This is a genomic window from Colwellia sp. MB02u-10 (assembly GCF_014077185.1).
Lineage (GTDB): Bacteria > Pseudomonadota > Gammaproteobacteria > Enterobacterales > Alteromonadaceae > Cognaticolwellia.
On record NZ_JACGVK010000053.1, the window covers coordinates 72,958 to 95,212 of the forward strand.

At 38.9% G+C, this 22,255-nt stretch carries 16 protein-coding genes; 8 read left to right on the top strand and 8 right to left on the bottom strand.

Features of this window, described 5'->3' with window-relative positions; all coding sequences use genetic code 11:
- Positions 1 to 184 precede the first annotated feature (184 nt).
- The gene (locus H4J59_RS00805; RefSeq protein WP_182235951.1) at positions 185 to 334 is read right to left on the bottom strand and encodes a hypothetical protein; all 150 of its coding nucleotides are present in this window, start codon (positions 332 to 334) and stop codon (positions 185 to 187) included.
- Positions 335 to 396: 62 nt separating this feature from the next.
- Between H4J59_RS00805 and H4J59_RS00810 the strand changes: the two genes are divergently transcribed.
- Together H4J59_RS00810 and H4J59_RS00815 are read left to right on the top strand one after the other, a co-directional pair.
- On the top strand, positions 397 to 1,029 hold the full coding sequence (locus H4J59_RS00810) for a TetR family transcriptional regulator C-terminal domain-containing protein (protein WP_182235953.1): 633 nt from the start codon (positions 397 to 399) through the stop codon (positions 1,027 to 1,029).
- Between the two features lie 44 nt (positions 1,030 to 1,073).
- Complete coding sequence (locus H4J59_RS00815) at positions 1,074 to 2,060, top strand: MDR family oxidoreductase (RefSeq protein ID WP_182235955.1); 987 nt, start codon at positions 1,074 to 1,076, stop codon at positions 2,058 to 2,060.
- A 228-nt stretch (positions 2,061 to 2,288) separates the two neighbouring features.
- On the opposite strand, the gene H4J59_RS00820 is transcribed toward H4J59_RS00815, so the two are convergent.
- From H4J59_RS00820 to H4J59_RS00830, 3 genes are all read right to left on the bottom strand, one after another.
- Positions 2,289 to 2,732, bottom strand: coding sequence for a hypothetical protein (locus H4J59_RS00820; RefSeq protein ID WP_182235957.1), 444 nt, complete (start codon positions 2,730 to 2,732; stop codon positions 2,289 to 2,291).
- A 75-nt stretch (positions 2,733 to 2,807) separates the two neighbouring features.
- Positions 2,808 to 3,491 (bottom strand): 2OG-Fe(II) oxygenase, encoded by a 684-nt coding sequence (locus H4J59_RS00825; protein ID WP_182236114.1) that lies wholly within the window; start codon positions 3,489 to 3,491, stop codon positions 2,808 to 2,810.
- Between the two features lie 390 nt (positions 3,492 to 3,881).
- Positions 3,882 to 5,486: an ABC-F family ATPase gene (locus tag H4J59_RS00830; protein ID WP_182235958.1), complete on the bottom strand. Its 1,605-nt coding sequence runs from the start codon at positions 5,484 to 5,486 to the stop codon at positions 3,882 to 3,884.
- Positions 5,487 to 6,084: 598 nt separating this feature from the next.
- Between H4J59_RS00830 and H4J59_RS00835 the strand changes: the two genes are divergently transcribed.
- Positions 6,085 to 7,047, top strand: a complete 963-nt coding sequence (locus H4J59_RS00835) for a DnaJ C-terminal domain-containing protein (RefSeq protein WP_182235960.1) — start codon at positions 6,085 to 6,087, stop codon at positions 7,045 to 7,047.
- Between the two features lie 620 nt (positions 7,048 to 7,667).
- On the opposite strand, the gene H4J59_RS00840 is transcribed toward H4J59_RS00835, so the two are convergent.
- The 4 genes from H4J59_RS00840 to H4J59_RS00855 form a co-directional block, all read right to left on the bottom strand.
- Entirely contained in the window at positions 7,668 to 8,123 is a 456-nt protein-coding gene (locus tag H4J59_RS00840; protein WP_182235962.1) for a polymer-forming cytoskeletal protein, read from the bottom strand.
- Positions 8,113 to 9,222: a M23 family metallopeptidase gene (locus tag H4J59_RS00845; RefSeq protein ID WP_182235964.1), complete on the bottom strand. Its 1,110-nt coding sequence runs from the start codon at positions 9,220 to 9,222 to the stop codon at positions 8,113 to 8,115. The genes H4J59_RS00840 and H4J59_RS00845 overlap by 11 nt, the downstream gene beginning before the upstream one ends.
- A 763-nt stretch (positions 9,223 to 9,985) precedes the next feature.
- Positions 9,986 to 12,385, bottom strand: coding sequence for a bifunctional diguanylate cyclase/phosphodiesterase (locus H4J59_RS00850; RefSeq protein WP_182235966.1), 2,400 nt, complete (start codon positions 12,383 to 12,385; stop codon positions 9,986 to 9,988).
- Between the two features lie 413 nt (positions 12,386 to 12,798).
- Positions 12,799 to 13,563, bottom strand: a complete 765-nt coding sequence (locus H4J59_RS00855) for a Crp/Fnr family transcriptional regulator (protein ID WP_182235968.1) — start codon at positions 13,561 to 13,563, stop codon at positions 12,799 to 12,801.
- Between the two features lie 368 nt (positions 13,564 to 13,931).
- On the opposite strand from H4J59_RS00855, the gene dnaK reads away from it, so the two are divergent.
- From dnaK to betA, 5 genes are all read left to right on the top strand, one after another.
- Positions 13,932 to 15,824: a molecular chaperone DnaK gene (dnaK, locus tag H4J59_RS00860; protein ID WP_182235970.1), complete on the top strand. Its 1,893-nt coding sequence runs from the start codon at positions 13,932 to 13,934 to the stop codon at positions 15,822 to 15,824.
- Between the two features lie 460 nt (positions 15,825 to 16,284).
- The gene (locus H4J59_RS00865) at positions 16,285 to 17,673 is read left to right on the top strand and encodes an ATP-binding cassette domain-containing protein (protein ID WP_259369331.1); all 1,389 of its coding nucleotides are present in this window, start codon (positions 16,285 to 16,287) and stop codon (positions 17,671 to 17,673) included.
- A gap of 649 nt (positions 17,674 to 18,322) precedes the next feature.
- Positions 18,323 to 18,928, top strand: coding sequence for a transcriptional regulator BetI (gene betI / locus H4J59_RS00870; protein ID WP_182235972.1), 606 nt, complete (start codon positions 18,323 to 18,325; stop codon positions 18,926 to 18,928).
- Positions 18,919 to 20,382: a betaine-aldehyde dehydrogenase gene (gene betB, locus H4J59_RS00875; protein WP_182235974.1), complete on the top strand. Its 1,464-nt coding sequence runs from the start codon at positions 18,919 to 18,921 to the stop codon at positions 20,380 to 20,382. The genes betI and betB overlap by 10 nt, the downstream gene beginning before the upstream one ends.
- Before the next feature lie 80 nt (positions 20,383 to 20,462).
- Positions 20,463 to 22,148, top strand: coding sequence for a choline dehydrogenase (gene betA / locus H4J59_RS00880; RefSeq protein ID WP_182235976.1), 1,686 nt, complete (start codon positions 20,463 to 20,465; stop codon positions 22,146 to 22,148).
- Positions 22,149 to 22,255 lie beyond the last annotated feature (107 nt).

A 22,255-nucleotide genomic window follows, 5' to 3' on the forward strand; every position in this document is an offset into this window, starting at 1 on the left:
TTTCAGCTTGAAATGTTGCCAAAGAGTATATTGTTCTTAATGAAGTGAATTATCGTTTTTTTTGCCCAAATAGTCTTGAATTAATTGCATAAAGTGACAAATTAACTACTTTAGCCGCTGAATAACGCCACTAAAACAGTGAGCAAGCCGAGCTAGCATTACTGCCAAGTTAATAACTTGCCCATCATGACACAGCCCTGATCATAAGTAAGGTATTTAACCGATGTGATTCTTCAAATTCGCTACTATTGCTTTCGCCAACAAAGCCAATTAAAAAGCTTAGAATGAACACCTCAACGTCAACATAAAAAATATCGTAAAGTACTATCGCCATGAACATTTCACTTTTATAAATTAACCTTGCATTTAATTAGACGATCGGTCTAATATAGTACTATGAACAAAATCAATACAACACCTCAACGTGGCAGGCCTGCAAAATCAGGTCGAGATAGCAGCCAAACCAAACAAGCGCTAGTGCAAAGTGGCGTTGAATATTTTACTGAATTTGGCTTTGCCTCTTCTGGCATAGATCAAATTTTAAAGAAAGTGTCAGTACCCAAAGGTTCTTTTTATCATTACTTTGCAAGTAAGGAAGCTTTTGGTATAGCGGTTATTGAAGAATATAGTCATTATTTTGCTAAAAAATTAGATTTACACCTGCTTAATGAAACAAATAAACCGCTAATCCGTATTGTAAATTTTGCTAACGACGCTAAAGAAGGCATGACAAGATATAATTTTAAACGCGGTTGTTTAATTGGCAATCTCGAACAAGAAGTTGGCCTGTTACCAGAAAGTCACCGGCTACAACTATTAGATACTTTTGAAGTTTGGCAACAAAAAATGACCTGTTGTCTACGATTAGCACAACAAGAAAATACCATTCCAGCGTCACTTGATTGCACAGCCCTAGCGAATTTTTTTTGGATGGGATGGGAGGGCTCTATTGCTAAAAGTAAATTGACAAAAAATTTAACGCCCATCGATACTTTTATCGATGTATTTTTGCAGTTAATTGCAAAGTAATTTTTTAACTATTTATAGGCCCCTGGTCTATTTTGGAGAAGGTAATGTTTAACAGTTTAGTGATCAATAAAGATGATAGCAAAGGCTACCACACTGAAGTTAAAGCACTTAGTGAAGCAGACCTAACTGATGGCGATGTGCTTATTAAAGTGCTTTACAGCACAATTAATTATAAAGATGCCTTAGCTATTTCAGGCAAAGCCCCAGTAATAAGACGTTTCCCTATGATACCCGGTATCGATTTAGTGGGTGTTGTTGAGCAATGCGATAATGATAAATTTAACCTTGGCGATCATGTGCTACTTAATGGCTATGGTGTCGGTGAAAAGTACTTGGGCGGTTTATCGCAAAAAGCCCGTATTAATAGTGAATTTCTCATTCCATTACCTAAAGGCATAACGCCATTTAATGCCATGGCAATAGGTACAGCAGGTTACACGGCAATGTTATGTGTCATCGCGTTAGAGAAACAAGGTATTACACCAAAAAGCGGTAATATTTTAGTGACTGGCGCAACCGGTGGCGTTGGCAGTTTTGCCATTCGCATTTTAGCAGAACTTGGCTACACAATAACCGCATCAACAGGTAGTGATAAACAAGCGGCGTATTTAAAAGAGTTAGGTGCAGATGAAATTATTGACCGTAAAGAGTTATCTGCCCCTGGTAAGCCACTAATGAAAGAGCGTTGGGCTGCATCTATTGATTCTGTTGGCAGTACAACACTGGCTAATGTTTGTGCCAGCATCAACTACGGTGGTTGTGTCGCCGCCTGTGGTTTAGCACAAGGTATGGATTTTCCATCAACGGTAGCACCTTTTATCTTAAGAGGTGTCTCTTTACTCGGTATCGACAGTGTTATGCGCCCAGAGCAAGACAGATTAGACGCCTGGCATCGACTTGAGCAAACGCAGTTGGCTGATAAAATATCACAAATATCAACCACAGTTGGCTTACATGACGCTATTGCTGTGGCCAACAAGTTACTTGATGGTGACGTTACTGGTCGGGTTGTGGTTGATGTAAACGCTTAAACGATTGAGCGCTAGAGATGAATAATCATCTCTAGCGCATTCCATCGAAAAAGTTTTTAATCAGTTTTTTGAAAAATTGTCGATAATCACTAAGCCGTATTAATGATTAGCCTAATCTTAGGTCACCTTACTTAAACCGACTTGGGCTTAGTTGAACTTAGGCTAGTTCAACTTAGGCTTAGTTAAACTGAAGCTTAACGTCCGTTGACTCAGCTAAACGACACTAGACTACATATTAATGGCTCTAATAAGAAAGTAGCTTGGCCAAATTTCTCGCACTTGCCGCTCCCAGTTTGGATCCGCTTTGCCGTTAGGTAATTCTAGCAGCCAAAATTTTGCCCACCTTTGAACATTTTTACCCGATTTACTGAGTTTTAATGGCGAAAATCGCCGCTTATATTGCTTGCCTTGATATTCAAAAACCGCATTGCTTCTGGCTCTTTTATGCAAAATGTCTAACTCGGCAGTAATAAGTTCTACCTCTGATACTGGCAATAGTTGCTGGCTTTTTAAGCAAGACAATATTTCAGCTTTTTTTATGCTCACCTGCATATACACATCGATATGTGGGGTGTACACCATGCCAGTTAAACCATAAATAGAAGCCAGCTCTCTATCGGCTAATGCTTTCAAAGGCAATAACTCTTGGTTAATTTCACTTAGTTCACTCATTACATGTAGCTTTTTCTTCAATTTTGGCAATTACAATCCCTCATAACCTTATATTACATGACTTTATTTTTTACATTATCTTGGCGGATCAATGTTATTAGCGATACTGGTATTTAATCGAAACCATCCTGCAATAGCATAACGATCGCGTAAAGCAGGTAACACTTCATGAGGAAACTCTTCACTTAAAAATAAAACAATAGTGCCAACATTAGGTATTACCGTTATCTTATTGCCGGCAATAAGACCAGAGTCAAGGTCTTGCTCAGGGTAAATAATCAATTCACCGCCATCTTCAAACGACCAATCTTGATTAAGATACACCACCACAGATAACACACGATTATCTTCGCCTTTAAAAGCATCTTTGTGTAGCTTGTAAAAGTCGCCTTTACCGTAATGGGAAAAATGACTTTCAAAAGAAAACAAGCCTAAAAATAAATGCTTGTTTAAATAATTTTGCAGTGACCCTGCCCATTTAATCCAAGCACCGCTAGCTTCGGTATTACCCGTTATCCAACAAACTTCATCCGTGCGAATAGCATCATTAATAACATGATTTTTAGCTCGGCCAATACCCGCGCGTTTGAAATTTTCATCCGCTAATTCGTTGATCTGTTGCAATAGCAAAGTGGTCAAATTTTTAGGTAAGGCATCAAGGCTGATACTGTAACCTTTATTGACAAGATTATTCGCGATTGATTCAAATAGTGACAAGTCATCATCGAGCAAACTCGATTGAACTAAACTCAACGACATTCTGTCATTGGAGGGCAAACTAACATTATGCTGTTATTCTAATAAAGTAAAATATGCTTCATAATAACACTATGCGTTGGCATTAGCGTAGGCTTTCATGGTCATAAGACAATTAAACAAATGGGATGGGCAATAACATTAAGCTGCTAGGTAACTTGTTGAGGTGGTTTTTAAGAACTTGTTAAGGTGCTTTTGAAAAGGTAACCCGCACTTTCTAAACTGATGTAAATTCGACTAGTAGCAATAATAACGCTGACCGCGCGCTAAGAAAAATTCATTCATTAAATTACCCCGTATTTAAACTAAAAAGCAAGGTACATTCGCTGTACCTTGCTCTGTTTACTGGCTGTTAATGCAGTCTTTTAACTTACACTCGCTAAGTTTTTATTACTAAGCGATTTTTTTCACTTGCACTTGGCTATCAAGGTATTCGTCTAACGAGCCTTGAAAATCAACTAACTTTTTATCTTTAATATCAATAATACGGGTCGCTAAGCTTGAAACAAATTCGCGGTCATGGCTGACAAAAATCAAGGTACCTTCGAAATCTTTCAAGGCATTATTTAACGCGTCAATCGCTTCGATGTCCATGTGGTTCGTTGGCTCATCCATGATCAATACATTGATATCAGCCATCATTAACATGCCGAATAACAAGCGGTTCTTTTCACCACCTGAACAGTTACGGGCTTTTTTATTAGCATCGTCGTCAGTAAATAGCATACGACCTAACATGCCACGAACACTTAAATCGTTGTGACAAGGTCTACGCCATTGTGACATCCATTCCATTAGCGTTAAGTCATTATCGAAAAATGAACCACTGTCTTGTGGGCAATAACCCACTGATGCGTTTTCAGACCACTTAACCACACCTTCAACGTGCTCTAACTCGCTCATTAGACAGCGTAACAAGGTAGTTTTACCTGCGCCGTTTTCACCAATAATAGCTAACTTAGCGCCGGCTTCTAGTAATAAATCACCTTTTTCAAATAATACCTCGCCATCAAAACCGTGACTTAAGTTTTCAAGTTCTAAGGCTTGACGGTGCATTTTTTTACCTGGAGCAAAAGCAATCTTAGGCGTAATGCGACTTGATGATTTAACATCATCCAGTTTAATTTTATCCATTTTCTTAGCACGAGAACTGGCTTGTTTCGCTTTTGAAGCATTAGCACCAAAACGATTAACAAAGTCTTGTAGTTCAGCGATTTCAGCCACTTTTTTATCATTACCCGCTAATAACTGTTCACGTAATAAGCCAGATTGTGCCAAATAAAACTCGTAGTTACCTGGATAAACACGTAGTTCGCCATAGTCAATATCAGCCATATGCGTACAAACAGAGTTAAGAAAATGTCTATCATGCGAAATTATAATCATGGTGCATTTGCGCTTGTTCAACTCACCTTCTAACCAACTGATGGTATGAATATCCAAGTTGTTGGTCGGCTCATCAAGTAATAAAATGTCTGGATTAGCAAATAAGGCTTGTGCAAGTAGCACACGTAATTTCCAACCTGGCGCAACTTGCTGCATTGAACCGTAATGAAAAGACTCATCAATACCGGCTTCTAATAAGATTTCACCGGCGCGACTTTCTGCCGTGTAACCATCCATTTCTGCAAATTGGCTTTCTAAGTCACCAACACGCATACCATCGTCTTCGCTCATCTCAGCTTGTGCGTAAATAGCATCTCTTTCTTGCTTAACTTTCCATAACGGCATGTCACCCATGATCACAGTATCGATAACATTATGTTTTTCAAAAGCAAACTGATCTTGGCCCAAGGTACTAACTTTATTACCTGTACTTACCGATACGTTACCTGAGCTTGGCACTAAGTCGCCACTAAGTATCTTCATAAATGTAGACTTGCCACAGCCATTTGCGCCGATCAAACCGTAGCGGTGACCGTTGCCAAATTTAGCCGAAATGTTTTCAAATAACGGCTCTGCGCCAAATTGCATTGTAATGTTCGATGTAGTGATCAAAAGATATTCCTATTTTCCGTTAACTAAGCTCATTAACTAGTAAGTGCTAACAGATGGTTTTAAAGTGATAGTTAATACTGTAATTTTGGATAACCAAGCTAGATGTATCAATAGATAAATGCTTAGTCACCATAATAAAGCCGCGCATTATACAGGATTAATGCTCAGACCCCCATCGAAATCTCACTTTTAAGTGATTATTTTATACACAATGCGTGATCCTTTAGTTTTATAGCGATTGGCTTAGTGTGATCTTAGTATGGTAAAAGTTAACAACATAAAACATCTGCTATATAACTAGCTTAAAATCTGGCTTTGACTGTTATAAACTTTAGCAAAAAATCATGTCAAAATTTCTCGTTTAAAAGCAGCACGAAACAATACAACGTACAGCTTATATATTTGCTAGCAGTGTCATATTACTGACATTCGTACATTTCATTTGTTATTATAACAACGCCATCAAATTGGCTTGGCTAAAATTAATGCTGGGTTATTTTAACCTTGGATTGATACTCAGCGACTTTATCTACTAAAATTATTTACCAAAGCTAACTTACAAAATTATCTGCAAATGCCATATATGCAGGAGGTCAGTGTGAATTATAAAGATTATTATAAAATTATGGGCGTTGATAAAACCGCGTCCCAAGACGAAATTAAAACATCATATCGCAAATTAGCACGCAAGTTTCATCCTGATGTCAGTAAAGAAAAAAATGCTGAGACTCGTTTTAAAGACATCAATGAAGCTTATGAAGTATTACGCGATAAAGAAAAACGCGCCGCGTATGATGAACTAGGCAGTAACTGGAAGGCTGGCCAATCAGGCTTTACACCACCACCTAGTTGGCAAGATCAATATCATCAAGGCCATAGAAATACTGGCGAACAAGGTGATTTTAGCGACTTTTTTGAATCATTATTTGGTGGAGGTCAACGTGGTGGAGGTCAACGTGGCGCACGTGGACGTCAATCTACGCAAGGGAAAGATAGCAATGCAAAAATATTAATTGATCTCCAAGATGCTTACACCGGCGCAACCCGCAACTTTACACTACAAGATCAAGTTGTTAATCAACATGGAAGGATGCAAAACAAAGATCGGACCTTAAAAGTTAGCATTCCAAAGGGCATTAAACCGGGTCAAAAAATTCGTTTGCAAAAGCAAGGTCAAGCAGGTACTGGCGGTGCAAGAAATGGTGATTTGTATCTTGAAATCGGCTTTAACCCAAACCTTTTATATGTAGTTGAAGGCGCTGATATAACCACTGAGCTTACTATTAGCCCATGGCAGGCAGCTTTAGGTGAAAAAGTGAAAGTGCCAACACCTAGCGGACCTATTGATTTAACCTTACCTAAACTGATCAGTAGCGGCAGTAAAATGCGCTTAAAAGGTCGTGGCTTACCTAGCAAAATTGCTGGCGACTTTTTTGTGAAGCTAAAAATTGTTTTTCCAAAAAGCTTGTCAGCAGAAGAAGAAACGCTTTATCAATCTTTAAAAGCACTAGCAACTAATGACAATGAGAATGAGAATGTTAAACAAAAAGTGGATGCTTAACTAGCCTACTGACCAAGTTGATGAATCATCGCCTCACTTTTAAGGACTGAGATGAAAAAAACAGGTTATAAAATTTATAAATAGAATAACTGCTGATTAAATTTTATGCCTTATATTTATTCATTTTTCCTCATAAAAAAGTACAACACTTAAATGGGTCAAATTGGTAGACCCTGTAACAGATTTTGTTACAGGGTCTAATCAGATATCACGCTAAGGGTTAAAGAGATGGTGCATTCGATAAAATTTGACTATATTTTTTGGCTTTTGCTAATGCGTTTAATCTGTAAAGATTAGTGAGTAGGTGGTTACCAATAGTGTTAGCTTTACCCTGCACTGTCATTGTTGATTTATTACTTGTCTGAGAAAAACCTGATCCACGCGAAGATTTCATTGTCTTATTATTTAAAAAACTGACTAAACCATACTGATGTTGTTCTGCTCTAGCGCTGATATAAAGCTTAACTTTATTAATCTGCTATAAAATAATCAACATCATAATAGTAGGGTATTTTTTATGTTATTTAATTAATTCAATCTGTTATTAACAAAGATTCAAACCTGAGGCATAATTTTCAACAAATCAGCTCGTCGACTTATCACTGAGATTGAGGAGAACTTTACTTTTCTTGTACCATTTTTTCTGTACTAAGTTTTTCACTCGGTTTTACGTTTTTTTTGGCCATGGCTAGCTCAGTTACATTTTCGCTTATATGATTGATTTTACCTTCAATTACGGCGCCAGCCTCTATACTGATAACTTCATGTTGAATATTACCGCGCACTTCTGCCGTTTTCTCTAGTATCACCTTTTGCGCCTTGATAGATCCGGTAACACTACCCTTAATAATGGCTTCTTCAGCAAAAATAGCGCCTTCAACTAGGCCATGAATACCCACCGTTAAATGCCTCACATGTATCTCGCCTTCGATTCTACCGTCAAGTTGGATCACACCTTCGCTAGATACGTTACCCACAATATTAACGTCAGGGCTAATAATCGAGGGGATTTTGTTACTATTTTTACTGAGTTTATTTTCTACCGCTACGTCTTTACCTTTGTTTTTAGAGAACATTTTTCAAAGCCTTAATGAGTGAAAGAGGGTTGATCTGTTTGTTATTAAAAAGAACTTCATAATGCAAATGAGTGCTAGTGCTGCGCCCACTACTGCCCATTAAACCTATAACATCATCCTTGCTGATTTCTTGCCCTTTCTTTACTTTTATTTTATGTAGATGACCAAAGCGTGTCATAAAACCATTGTGGTGATCAATTTCGATAAAGCGGCCATAACTACCATTTCTTCCTGCCCGACGCACAGTGCCGTCAGCCGAAGCAAATATTTCAGTTTTTATCCAACCTGCCATATCAATGCCTTTATGCATTGCAGGGTGTTTAAGCATCGGGTCTTTTCGAATACCAAAAAGACTGGAAATATAATAATCTTTTGCTGGAAAAATTACCGGTATATCACTCAGTGCCGCTTCTAGCTCGGTTAAACTGAGTAATTTCTCTATCAAATTTTTATTGTCAATATCAAGTTCTTGGGCTAGCACTTGGTTTAGTGGACCGCCCTGCCCCAAAGCAGGAGCTGTCCATTGCTTAAGCACAGATGCACTAGACACGCCCGCCAGTGTCATTGCTTGCTCAAGTACCTGCTTGCGTTTACTTATTTGCTGTTCTAATTGGTCATAACTAAATTGCTGTTTTTGCTTCAATTGGGCAATGTCAGTCTGGCTTTGCTGCATAACCGACCATATGGGATCATCAGTTTTACTTGTTGTTTCTGAGTTAAGATCAATATCAGGAGGAGTTGCATCACTAGTTTGCCCAATAATTTCATGCTTGGGATCAACTATAGCCGCGGGTAGTGAGTCTAATACATTTTGCAGTAATTCTTGTTGCTCTTGTACTTGTAATAACTGCTGCTGCAACTGGCTCTGTTTGTCGTGGTATTTCAAGACTAACAGGTCTAAAGATGATTGAGACTGGTACAATTGATCTTGGCTTTGTGACACTTGATCGTTCAATGAAAAATATTCTAAGCTACTAAACGATAGCCAAGCAAAGGTTAAAGCAATCAATAGAACAAGGCTAAGTTGCACTTTAGACGAGGCTTTAATGTATCTTATTTCACCATTTTGACGAACAATAAACTGCCGCTTTGGAAACAAGTATTGATAGATTCGATTTATAGTTTTTATAATTTTTCTCAGTGCTTGTTATATTTTTTGCTAGCTGAAATAGTAAAACTCGAAAAAATGAGAAAATTACTAAGGTATTAATAACAGTAGCATGAAAAATTTTGCCACATTACTAACACAACAGTTGTCAAAAAATCATTTATGCTCAGCTGCGCTTAAAAGCTATAATAATTCCTTTTAATTATTAGCATGTCGAAAAATGATATATCGCGAGGCGTTTTCGAAGCGTCTAGTGCCTGCTTACGTGTAAACTATTGACCATCTTTGTTAACTCTACTAACAAATGAGATCGCTAGGTCAAAAATTTGTTCAGTTATACGTGTTTAGTTATAGGTTTAGTTCTACATTTAACACTATACTTACTTATACTTATAGCTATAAAAGTTACATGATTAAACCGCTTTTTCTCTTCAGTATCAAGAATTTTTAACCTTAGGGTTATCACCCTGCTGTATTCTTTTACATTTAAGGCTTAATCCTAGCGACCTAGTTAATCAAAAATATTCACTGCCTGCAGTGTATCAGTAAATTAACACTGTTTCTTAAAAATAAAAAAACTTTGACAGAACAAGTAGTTAAATAACGTGAGTGCAATATTTAACGATACGTCTAGTTCGTCACTCAACAGAGCTGTCTACAAAAAGTCACGGTGTTTGTCATCATCAACAGCAAAATAAAAATTTAGCATCAGTGGTTAAAGTGGACCGTGGATAATAACAAGTAAATGGCTATTTTATATCTTCCAAATCGCATCAGGATCCCAACTTGCATCGGGCTTCCAATTAGCTACCCAGGCTTGAACATCACTGGTTAGCATAGGTTTGGCAATACTACTGCCCTGTGCTATTTCACAACCTAATTGTAATAGCGCCATGCCCTGTTCAATCGTTTCTACACCTTTTGCAATCACACCACGTTTGAATGGTTTAGCTAGGGCTATTATGCCTTCAACAATGGCGAAGTCATCGGCATCATCCAACATGTTTCGCACAAAGCTCGGGTCTATATTAATTACCTTGGCTGGTAATCGTCTAAGGTAAGTGAGGGACGAATAGCCTGTGCCAAAATCATCTAAGGCAAATTTTACGCCCAAGGCCATACAGGCTTGCATGATTGTTGATACATGATGAATATCATCTAAAGCATTTTTTTCCAATATCTCTAGCTCTAAATAGCTTGGTTCAACATCGGGGTGGGCTGCTAACAGTGCCGTTAGCCTCTGGGTAAAGTCAGGTTGGCGTAATTGTGCTGCTGCAATGTTTACACTTGTGCTGATAGGGAGATTAAGCCCTGTTTTTTGCCACTGGCTAATTTGTCTTAGTGCAGTATCAATAACCCATTCACCAAACTCAATACTCAGGGCGTAATTTTCCATGGTAGGCAAAAAATCAGCGGGGTTTAATAGCCCTTTTGTCGGATGTTGCCAGCGCATAAGCGCCTCAACCCCTATTACTTCGCCTGTTTTCATATTTACCTTAGGCTGATAGTAGAGCACAATTTGATTATTATTTAATGCACTTTGAATTGCCTCTAGGCTTTCTCTTTGCACTTTCACAGTCTCATCTTGAGCCATATCGAGTAAGTGATAACAATTTTTACCTAATTCTTTAGCCACGTACATAGCTTGATCAGCATAGCGCATTAGCTGCTCATCATCGACACCATCTTTAGGGTAAAAGCTGACGCCAATACTAGCTGATATATTTAAGACTAGTTTATCAATTAAAACAGGATCAGACACTGCCAATAACAAACGTTCTAATACCGGCTTACAATCTTCAGCTCTGGCTAGATCTGCTAATACGGCGACAAATTCATCACCGCCAATACGGGCTAAGGTATCACATTCACGCAATACCTCTTTCATACGAAGTGAGAGTGTTGTCAATAGTTGATCACCTATATCATGTCCATAAGTGTCGTTAACGGCTTTAAAACCGTCTAAATCTATAAATGCGACAGCGAGTGACTGCTGATGACGGTCGCACTGCAACATAGCTTGAGATAACCGGTCGGCAAGTAACGTTCGGTTGGGTAGGTGCGTAAGTACATCGTAATGGGCAATGTGCTCTAATTGACTCTGGTATTCTTTCATCGGGGTAATATCTGTAAATAAGGTCACAAAGTTACTTATTTGACCAGTAATATCTTTGACCGAACTAATGTTGAGCATTTCTGGATAAACTTCACCATTTTTACGACAGCTCCATATATCACCGGACCAAAAGCCATCATTCAATACGGTTTGCCACATATCAACGTAGAACGCTGGTGCTTGTCGTGCGGATTCAAGCATACGTAAGTTCTGTCCAATAGCTTCTTCACGGCTATAACCCGTTATCGTCGTAAAAGTAGCATTGACATCAATGATAGTGCCTGTGGCATCTGTGATGGAGATACCTTCGCGGGCATGGCTGAATACACTGGCGGTAATAGCTAACTCATCGGCTAGCTTGTCTTTCTCTTGGTTGGCAAGCATTAACTCATTTGCTCGCTTGTCTTTTTCCTTATTTTGAAAAGCAAGTTCTTGGTTGGCAAGCATTAACTCATCGGCGCGCTTATCTTTCTCTTGATTAGCAATAGCTAGCTCATCCGCGCGCTTATCTTTCTCTTGATTAGCAATAGCTAACTCATCCGCCCGCTTATCTTTCTCTTGATTAGCAATAGCTAACTCTTCGGCTCGCTTATCTTTCTCTTGGTTTTGAAAGGCAAGTTCTCTGTTGGCAAGGACTACCTCATCAGCGCGCTTATCTTTCTCTTGGTTGGCAAGGACTAACTCATCCGCGCGACTATCTTTCTCTTGGTTTTGGAAGGCAAGTTCTTTATTAGCAAGAATTAACTCGTCGGCGCGCTTATCTTTCTCTTTATTGGCAAGAACTAACTCATCCGCGCGCTTATCTTTCTCTTTATTGGCAAGAACTAACTCATCCGCGCGCTTATCTTTCTCTTTATTGGCAAGAATTAGCTCATCCGCGCGCTTATCTTTCTCTTTATTGGCAAGAACTAACTCATCCGCGCGCTTGTCTTTCTCTTTATTGGCAAGGACTAACTCATCCGCGCGCTTGTCTTTCTCTTTATTAGTAAGAATTAACTCATCCGCTCGCTTATCCTTCTTTTTTATCCAACCAAACATTTTTTAAATCCTTGTTATAAAAAATATATGCGACATCTTTTTTAACCATTGAAGTAAATATTGATTTTAGGAGCGCAGCCTGCTTTTTTTTATGAGCAACTTGAACGCTTTGTGCAATATTTCCTCATTCTGAGTCTAGCCAATGCCAATTTTTTCTCTGAGTCTACTTTAAGTTGATTGAGAATAGATTTATGTATCGGTGCATGTCTGTTCAAAGTAACTATTGTTATCCATCTAGTTATTCTTTTAGTGTTATTAGGAACGTTCACCTTCAATAAAGATCACAAGCTTCAATCTACTAAAGATTAGTCTAGACTTAGCATAGGAAAAAGTCATAACAATAACCAGTTAAAAACCTGCCGTTCCCTATCAAAGCGATAGTGGCTTGGTTAAGTCATTAGCTGTTATCGCGATTAGCGTTTAATAGACGGCGCATTAGTTAAATCTTGGCTGTATTTAGCCGCTTTTTCTAATGCTTCTAAATCTTTAACAATCAGTTGATTACGTTTTTTATCAATGGTGCCGGCTTTTTTCCAGTGCTGTAATTGTTTATTGATTACTTGCCTGACTGAGCCTGTCATTCGCGCCAAGGTTTCATCGTTTAAGCCATTTACTAAATGATGCTGATGTTCTTCTGTTTTAGCGCCGGTATAAAACTTAATTTTATTAATGTGCTCTAAAATAATACGGCTTAAACGCGTAGTAACATCGTGTAAAACTAGGCTACTAGCTTGCTGCTCTTTTTCACGCATTTTTTTCGCTAAATAAGGCATAAACTGTTGGTTAAATTCAGGATAAGTCCACAACCAATGTCGCATTGTTGCCAGTTTTACTGACAGTAATTTTACTGTGGTTAAGGGTGAAATAATAACGTCATGCGGTTGATCATCTAATAACACCATTAAATCAAAGCAATCGCCGGCATAAAGCATATCTAACGTAGCTTCTCGGCCGGTTTCAGGGTTACTTTGTTTAATTTCTAAACTGCCATCAATCACCACAAAAAAACGCTGGGTTAATAAGTCGGAATTAAAGTAATCACCTTTGCGCCATTCATCAAGCTGAAATTCTTGTTGAAAGTCTTCAATTAACTTTATAGGTAAGTCTGCAAAAATATTAGCTTGCCTGACGAGTACCGGACTGGCTTTTTGAGGTAAATGAGTAACATTTTTATGCATAAATAAATAACTTTAGTGGTTGCAATAGCAAGTGTTTTTATTCTAACGAGTTATCACTATATAGCAAAAGCTAATATTGCTTTGTAAACATTTTATCTTTGTTGTTTATCGGGTTAATTTGCTGATTTTTATCTTTAAAAAAAGTAAAAGAATAAAAAAACACAAAATCATCGCTACTGTCATATTTGTGACAGAAGCATTTTATGAGCTTGCGTAATATAGCGCCACTAACCAAACACCTTGCGTTAATCCCTTAGAGTTATGGGGTTTATTCAAGCTTGTTTATCCGGTCAAACTGCTTACTGGTCATAGCCATAAAGCATCAGACCTTTTTTATTAAGTGCTTTTAAAAAGAATAGGTGATTATTATGTCTAAGACTATCGGTATTGATTTAGGTACAACAAACTCATGTGTCGCAGTTATGGAAGGCGGCGTGGCAAAAATTATTGAAAATGCAGAAGGTAGCCGCACCACACCATCCATTGTTGCTTATGCCAACAATGAAACATTAGCCGGCCAACCCGCAAAAAGACAAGCGGTAACAAACTCAAGCAATACATTATTTGCGATTAAGCGCTTAATTGGTCGTAAGTTTGATGATAAAGAGGTGCAAAAAGATATTAAATTAGCGCCTTATAAAATTATAAAAGCAAGTAACGGTGACGCTTGGGTTGAAGTAAATGGTAAAGCCTTATCGCCACAGGAAGTGTCAGCACAAATTTTACGTAAATTGAAAAAAGATGCTGAAGCTTATTTAGGTGAAACAGTCACCGATGCGGTTATTACTGTACCCGCCTACTTTAATGATTCACAACGTCAAGCAACGAAAGACGCAGGTAAAATTGCAGGGCTTAATGTTAAGCGGATTATTAACGAACCTACCGCGGCTGCATTAGCTTACGGTGTAGACAAAAATAGTAAAGCTGACCAAAAAGTGGCGGTTTACGATTTAGGTGGTGGTACTTTTGATGTCTCTATTATTGAAATATCTAATGTTGACGGTGAAAAACAGTTTGAAGTATTAGCCACTAATGGCGATACCTTTTTAGGTGGTGAAGATTTTGATTTACGCTTAATCAATTACCTGGCTGATGAGTTTAAAAAAGAAAGCGGTATTGATATTAAACAAGACCCTTTAGCGTTACAGCGTATTAAAGAAGCGGCGGAAAAAGCAAAAATAGAATTGTCGTCAGCATTACAAACTGACATAAATTTACCTTACGTTACCGCTGATGCTAGCGGCCCTAAACACTTAAAAATACAAGTGACTCGGGCTAAATTAGAGTCATTAGTTGATGACTTAGTCAAAAGCACCATAGCGCCATGTACACAAGCATTGAAGGATGCGGGTTTAAGCAAAGCGGATATTAGCCAAGTCATTTTGGTTGGTGGTCAATCACGCATGCCAAAAGTACAAGCAGCTGTTAAAGACTTTTTTGGTAAAGAGCCACGTAAAGATGTTAATCCAGATGAAGCCGTTGCCATGGGTGCTGCCATACAAGCGGGTGTGTTGTCAGGCACAGTGGGCGATGTATTGTTACTTGATGTAACGCCATTGTCACTGGGTATTGAAACCTTAGGCGGGGTAATGACCAAGCTTATTGAGAAAAATACCACCATACCAACACGGGCTTCTGAAACCTTTGCAACGGCAGAAGATAATCAAGCCGCCGTAACGGTACATGTGTTACAGGGCCAACGTGAAATGGCGACAGACAACAAATCGTTAGGTCAATTTAACTTAACTGATATTAAGCCTGGCCCACGCGGTTCAGTGCAAGTTGAAGTTACCTTTGATATTGATGCGGACGGTATTTTAAATGTCACCGCGAAAGACAAAGCAACCGGTAAGGAGCAAAGCATTAAAATTACCGCTTCAAGTGGCTTAACAGAAGACGAAGTTAATCGCATGGTAAACGATGCACTGAGTCACGCCACTGAAGACAAGCAAAAGCGTGAGTTAGTTGAGCAACGTAATCAAGCGGATCAATTAATTCATACTGTGCAAACATCAATGGCAAGTTTGAGTGATGATCAGCAAACTGAGCTTAAAACTTTAATTGAGCAACTAAAAATGGCCGTTAATGGTGATGACAAAGCCGCGATTGAAATGCGACAAAAGACCTTGCAAGCAGCCTACAGTAAAATCATGCAAGCTGAAAAGGCCCAAGAAACACAACATCAAGGTGAGGCGGCCAACGATGAAGCTAAAAGCGAAGATGTTATTGATGCTGACTTTGAAGATGTTAGCAACGGTTAATCGCTAAAGTCTCATTCATTATTAGCTAGAGGTTAATTCACTGACTAGCTAAAGTCTAAACACAAACCCCTAATATTTATTATTAGGGGTTTTTTATTGCCCGCTATACTGTCGATTATATTGCCGACTCTATTACCGATGCTTTTGCCGATAAAACAGATGACCAAGCTAACTGATTTTCTGAGTATTTCACTTGCTAAAACAAGCGGCTAATGTGGTTTTTATGTATACATTTCAACTACATAAACAGCAGATCCGCTCATTGATAAAACGGCTATAAGTAACTTCCATACGATGATGATTTTTTATTTTTGCCTTTTGATGAAAATTCAAACGGCATTAAGGTCTGCGTCGAGTGAAGTGAATTAACCTCTGAAATAAAACAATATCTATTATTAGGCTTGCAAAGCGCAAGGTGGTAGAAAATAATAGCGCATACTGTTTTAAAAAGTTGGTTATCTTGAATAAATTTGATATTAAAAGTTACTGTCATACAAAATTAATGATCGAGAGTTGGCCTATTGGACAATCTAAAACTTGGTGTGTAATGGGCACCAATGATTCAGGAAAACAACAGCTGGCTCAATTATTATCGGGTGAATTAACGCCACATTCTGTCGAGGTAATCTTGCTACCTGCGCCAAATGAAATCGCTATTATTTCTTTTGAGCAACAACAAAAGATTTATGAACACGAGTTAAAAATCGATACCAGCGACTTTAAAGATCAGCAGGATGTTGGCACACTTGTGCAAGAGTTTTTACCTCAAGATAAACTAAACCATCCACTAATCAAGCAAGTAGGCTTAGCGCATTTATTAACCTCAGGTTACCGGCAATTAAGCTCAGGCGAAGGGCGTAAACTGCTTTTACTTTCAGCGCTGTTAGATGAAAAAAAGCTGATTATTTGTGAAGACCCTTTTGACAGTTTAGATCAAGAAAGTAGCGAAACCTTATCGATGTTGTTTAAAAATATTATCCAAAATAGTGATATAACCGTCATTCTTTTATTAGGAAATCGTCGCGACATTCCCAAATGGTGTGAGCAATTAGCGATAATTAAACAGGGTGACCTTAATGTTATTGGTGCTCAGCATTGCGCTGATACACAAGCTAAGCTCGACGATTTTTTTAAAAATGATGATGATAAAATAACCCTGCCCGAACAGTTTTATAACACAGCGTTAAATCCGCATGATTATTTGGTCAAATTAGTTAATGGCACAGTGCGCTATCAAAATAAAACCGTTTTTCAGGGGCTAAATTTAACCGTTAAACCACAACAACATACCTTAATTACCGGTCCAAATGGTAGCGGTAAATCAACGTTATTACACTTAATAACCGGCGATTGTACACAATGCTATAGTAATGATTTAACCCTATTTGGCTATCAACGAGGTAGTGGAGAAAGCATTTGGCAACTAAAAAAAGATATGGGTATAGTCACGCCTGAATTACATCGTCAATATCGAGTAAACTCAAATCTACTGACAGTGGTACTGTCCGGATTTTTTGACTCTATCGGCTTGTACCAACAGCCTGAAAAATTTCAAACAACATACGCTCAGCAATGGCTAAAAAAGGTTGGCTTAAATAATAAAGAAAAAATATTATTTAACGAGTTAAGTTTTGGTGAACAAAGATTAGCCCTTATTGTTAGAGCGCTGATTAAAGCGCCATTGTTATTGATCCTTGATGAAATAACACAAGGTTTAGATGAGTTTAATCGTCATCGTATGTTGAAAATCATTAAAATGATCATGATAGAGAGTAACTCCACCCTACTCTTTGTCACACATAGAAAAGACGAATTGCTCGACACCTTTACACAACACATTAAACTCTAAATGCTAAACTTTTGGGCTTTATCACTTTTATAAAGCCCAAACAGCAGTGTGTAGATAGAATAGCGTGACGACTTTTACTTTCGCTGTTAATTTGTTGAGACACAAAAGTACTCATCACTTTATTCAACGCCACCTTTCTCCCGCTGGTATCTTTCTCCAGCTAGCATCTTTCTCCAGCTAGCATCAAAGGCGCAGGGAAATTTTAGCCCGGCCAGTTCTAGTGATAGCCATTTGATTAAGTGTGCTACTTTTTTGTCTGGAAAAATGGCTAAATATGAGAGATGAAATGTAGTCTGTAGTTATGCATTTTATAAATTATATAAGGTCGTATTTTTTCATTTTACCCCTTAAAAATGAGCTAGTAATTAATCAACTTGCTATTACCTATGCCAAAACACCTTAAGTAAAAATAACAACATCTAGGTCAATTCAGCCAAAAATTATCATTAGACCCCTAAGCTTTAACGGTACTTATACCCTATATTTTATAGCGACTATTACTCACCTATAACGCAGGAAAAATAACAGAAACCGCACGTTTCGGTACCTGCCGCTATTTTTATTATTGCAAGCAAGTTTGATAACTTCATCAAAAACCGTTAGTATAGATATTAATTGAACGTTCAATCAATAAAAAATAAAGAAGCCTATGCCTAAAGTTGGAGTGAAACACATACGTAAACAACAACTCATTAATGCCACGATAGAATCGATTGGCGAGTATGGTTTACAAAATACCACCATCATTACCATTAGTCGTATTGCCGGCCTATCTTCGGGCATTATCAGTCATTATTTTGGTGGCAAACAGGGCCTAATTGAAGCCACCATAATGCACCTTTTAGAACAGCTGAGGTTAGCCTTGGTTGAGCGCATTCCTAGGCAACAACTTGATGCAACCGAGCGACTTAAAATGGTGATAGAGGCCAACTTCACCTCATTTCAACGCTCTACTCCCACGATAAAAACGTGGCTGAGCTTTTGGGCCGAGTCAATGCATGATCCAAAGCTTAAAAGATTACAAAATATCAATAGTAAGCGCTTATATAGCAATCTGCTGTTTTCATATCGTCAATTACTAGCAGAAGATGTAGCAAAAATAGCGGCGATGAAAACCGCGGCAATGATTGATGGCTTGTGGCTGCGCTGTGCATTAAGTCCGAGGCCTGATGCAGAATTTATCCAAGCTGAACAATTATGTAAAAACTTTATCAATGAACAAATTAACCAATATGGAGATATTACTTGTCAGTAATACGTTATAAAAATTATGTCGATGGTACTTATATAGATAATGCCAGTGGTGAAACATTTGATGTGATTAACCCGGCAACGGGCAAAGTTATTTATCAAGTTGAAGTTGCCGACGAACAGGTTAAAGAAAAAGCGATAGCCAGTGCAAAACTTGGTTTTGCGACTTGGTCTGCCATGAGTGCTACGCAACGTAGCCGAATTTTACTGAAAGCCGTAGCCTTATTACACGAGCGTAATGACGAATTAGCCAAAGTTGAAGTACTTGATACTGGCAAGCCATGGCAAGAAGCATCAGAAGTTGATGTATTGTCCGGCGCTGACTCTATCGAATTTTTTGCGGGGCTAGCGCCTGGCATAGAAGGAACCCAACAAGCTGTTGATGGTGATTTTTACTATACACGCCGTGAACCATTAGGTATTTGCGCCGGTATTGGTGCTTGGAACTACCCATTACAAATTGCTTGCTGGAAAGCAGCACCTGCATTAGCTTGCGGTAATGTGATGATTTTTAAACCTTCTGAAGAAACCCCATTGGGCGCATTAAAGCTAGCAGAAATATTTACCGAAGCAGGATTACCCAACGGCGTATTTAACGTGGTTCAAGGCGCTGGAGAAGTAGGCGCTTGGTTAACACATCATCCAGAGATTGCTAAAGTTTCTTTTACTGGTGAAGTCGGTACAGGTAAAAAAGTGATGGCCGCTGCAGCGAGTACATTAAAAGATGTCACTATGGAGTTAGGGGGTAAATCACCTCTGATCATTTTTGATGATGCTGACATCGACAATGCTGTTTCTGCTGCTATGTTAGGTAATTTTTATACCCAAGGCGAAGTCTGCACAAACGGAACGCGCGTATTCGTACAAGAATCACTGTATCCAGTTTTTATAGCAAAGCTACTCGAACGCACTAAAAAGAATATTGTGATTGGCGATCCAATGGACCCTGAGACTAACTTTGGTGCCCTAATTTCAGCTAAACATATGAAATTAGTACAAGAGTACATCGATATTGGTATTAAAGAAGGGGCAACACTTGTGCATGGTGGCACATCACTTAAGCCAGATAATGCACCTAATGGCTATTTTGTTGCACCAACTATTTTTGGTGATTGTACCGACGAGATGACCATTTGCCGTGAAGAAATTTTTGGCCCTGTTATGAGCGTATTACCCTTTACCGATGAAGACGAAGTGATCCGCCGAGCCAATGCCACAGAATTTGGCTTAGCCGCGGGCGTATTTACCCAAGATATTACCCGTGCGCATCGAGTCGTTCATCAAATAGAAGCCGGTATTTGTTGGGTAAACAGCTTTGGCGCCTCACCTGCGCAAATGCCTGTTGGTGGTTACAAAAGTTCAGGTGTCGGTCGAGAAAATGGCCTTTCTACGCTGAATTATTTCACCCAAATTAAAGCGGTGTATATCGGATTACAGCCACTCGATAGTCCTTTTTAACGCACAGAACAACACGAATATTGTTCGATAGTTAAATCGTAAAAAGGTCTTCATGCAGTAAATTATTAAAAAGGTTTAAAATGAAAAGCGAAAAATTTGATTACATTATTGTAGGTGCAGGTTCTGCTGGCTGCGTCTTAGCAAATCGTCTCAGTGAAGACAGTGATAACAATGTCTTGCTCATTGAGACCGGCGGCAGCGATAAAAGTATTTTTATTCAAATGCCCACCGCATTGTCTATTCCGATGAATTCAAAAAAATACGCTTGGCAATTTGAAAGCCAGCCAGAGCCGTTTCTTGATGATCGACGTATGCATTGCCCTAGAGGTAAAGTCTTAGGCGGTTCGTCTTCAATCAACGGCATGGTTTACGTACGTGGACACGCCAAAGATTTTGATGAATGGCAACAACATGGCGCACATGAGTGGGACTACGCTCATTGTTTACCTTATTTTAAAAAGTCAGAAGACTGGGCATTTAGTGCCAATGAATATCGTGCAAAAGATGGCCCGTTGGGTGTAAACAACGGCAATGAAATGAAAAACCCGCTCTACAGAGCTTTTATTGATGCTGGAGTAGAAGCCGGATATTTTGAAACTCAAGATTATAATGCCGGTCAACAAGAAGGTTTTGGCCCGATGCACATGACGGTTAAAAACGGCGTGCGTGCATCAACGGCAAACGCTTATTTACGACCAGCCATGGTGCGTAACAACTTAACGGTTATTACCCATGCACTAGTACATAAAGTGCTACTTGAGGGTAAGAAAGCCGTTGGTGTTAGGTACGAGCACAAAGGTAAAGTGGTTGATATTACGGCGCATAAAGAAGTTATTTTATCGGCTGGCTCTATTGGCTCACCGCACATTTTACAACTGTCGGGTATCGGCCCTAAAGCCGCGCTTGAAGCTGCTAATATTGAAGTAAAACACGATTTACCCGGTGTTGGCGAAAACTTGCAAGATCACCTAGAGTTTTATTTTCAATTTAAGTGCAAACAGCCGATCACCCTTAATGGCAAGTTAGATTGGTGGAGTAAACTGCTGATCGGTACGCGCTGGATATTAAGTAAAAAAGGCTTAGGTTCAACCAACCATTTTGAGTCTTGTGGTTTTATTCGCTCTAAAGCCAGTGTTGAATGGCCCGACTTACAATATCATTTTTTACCAGCAGCCATGCGTTATGACGGTAAAGAAGCTTTTGCAGGTCACGGATTTCAAGTCCACGTTGGCCATAATAAGCCTAAAAGTCGTGGGCAAATCAAGGCGATATCAAACGATCCTAAGGTACACCCAGAAATTCGTTTTAATTACCTTGAACACGAAGCAGACCGTGAAGGATTTCGTGCCTGTGTTCGCCTAACACGTGAAATTATCAACCAGCAAGCGCTTGATAACTATCGTGGCGAAGAAATTCAGCCTGGCCTTCATGTGCAAACAGATGAAGAAATTGACAGTTTTGTGCGCCAGTCGGTTGAAAGTGCCTACCACCCTTCTTGCTCATGTAAAATGGGTACAGATGCAATGGCTGTGGTTGACCCACAAACGCGCGTGCATGGTATTGAAGGACTGAGAGTAGTTGATTCGTCAATATTCCCAACAATTCCTAACGGTAACCTTAATTCACCCACCATTATGGTTGCTGAACGTGCCGCCGATATTATTCGCTCTCGAGCACTGTTAGCGCCATCTAACGCCGCAGTTACCATAGCGGGTAACTGGCAAGAACAACAACGTTCAACTGCAGCAAAACGCACTACCAACTAAAGTGTAATCATCAGTGTTCTAAGCAAAATTAATTATCATCGCCATGTGATATACCTAGGTATATCACATGGCAAGATAATGGATCTTTCAAGCTTAACAGCTTGATA